Origin of the sequence: Pseudomonas sp. WS 5411 (assembly GCF_012985595.1) — a bacterium.
Taxonomy (GTDB): Bacteria; Pseudomonadota; Gammaproteobacteria; order Pseudomonadales; family Pseudomonadaceae; genus Aquipseudomonas; species Aquipseudomonas shahriarae.
The window spans coordinates 1-1,247 of sequence record NZ_JAARMC010000050.1; the positions used below are offsets into that span (position 1 = coordinate 1).

Annotated in this window: 1 pseudogene; it reads left to right on the plus strand. The window is 55.8% G+C overall.

Annotation, left to right across the window (positions count from 1 at the left end):
- A pseudogene (locus HBR93_RS27110) lies at nucleotides 1–1,173 on the plus strand (hypothetical protein); the annotation flags it as partial.
- Nucleotides 1,174–1,247: the final 74 nt, after the last annotated feature.

Consider the following 1,247-nt stretch of genomic DNA (forward strand, 5'->3'; position numbering starts at 1 on the left):
TTCGGCAACTATGTGTCTGTGCTGAACTTCCCCTATATCACTGACGATTACTCGGCACAGCTGGGTTTCAAATACTCGGGCGACGAGCCCGCTATTCTCGTCCGCTCGGCCAAGTCCTCCGGAAAGTGGGGCAATGTTCGTACGCTGTGGCATAGCGGACATTTTGACCCGTCCAGTTTCATCACCATGACTACAGGCTATACCCGAACCCAAGTGGACGGTCTGATATCCGCCAAGGCTAATTGGGCGATTACGCTGGCCGGGTATGGCATCAACGATGCATTCACGAAAATCGAGACAACAGCAGCCATTCAATCCGCGATTGCGGCATTGGTGGCATCCTCGCCAGCAACGCTCGACACCCTGAATGAGCTGGCTACAGCGCTTGGTAATGATCCGAACTTCTCCACCACCGTAATGAACGCTCTTGCCGCCAAGGCAACCAAGGCGACAACGCTTGGAGGCTATGGAATCGCCGATGCTTTCACCAAGACGGAGGTGAATAACGCGCTGGCAAACAAAGCCGACAAGGACAAGGCTTTGGCGGTTGGCAGCGTAAGCCGACAGCAACCGGCGTTGGCAGCGCCGCTTACCGGTTCTACTTACGCGTCTAGCGCGCTTATTGTTCGTGAAGCGCTGGAATCGGGCCCCGCCGATACCAGAGAAATCTACGCGCCTGGAATAGGCTTCCACTGGCTGGGGCAAGTTGCGGGCAAGCTGGTGATGGACTCTATAGGCAAGCTGAAATGGAACGGCCTGCCGCTACTAACCGGTGCTGTGGCAAGCCAGGAAGAGGTCGAAACCGGCAGCACAGATACCAACGTCGTGACGCCCTTCAAGATGCGCTTTGGATTCACCTTCATCAAAGGCGGTGGTGGGGCAAACAACGCAATCGTGTTACCCCAGTGGCTTGGCGGGCTGATGATTCAATGGGGGGTTCATGTCGCGAACGTGGCGGACACAGAAACAGTAGTAACGTTCCCATTGGGGTTTAACATCATTCCCGCGTGCGTCAGTAGCTTCGCGCATGATGGCGCAACAACCCAGTCTACGGTTGCTTCACAACTGCGCTCCCTCACAGCGACGGGCTTCCTGTCACGGCGTGAGGACATCATCAACACTTCATCTTTCACCGGCACAGCGTACATCCGCTGGATTGCTATCGGCTATTGAGGGCGGGTTATGAACATTTGGGCTAAGTGGGTCGAAGAAGACCAGCGTTTTGCCTTCGGGCTCGCCGACAATGG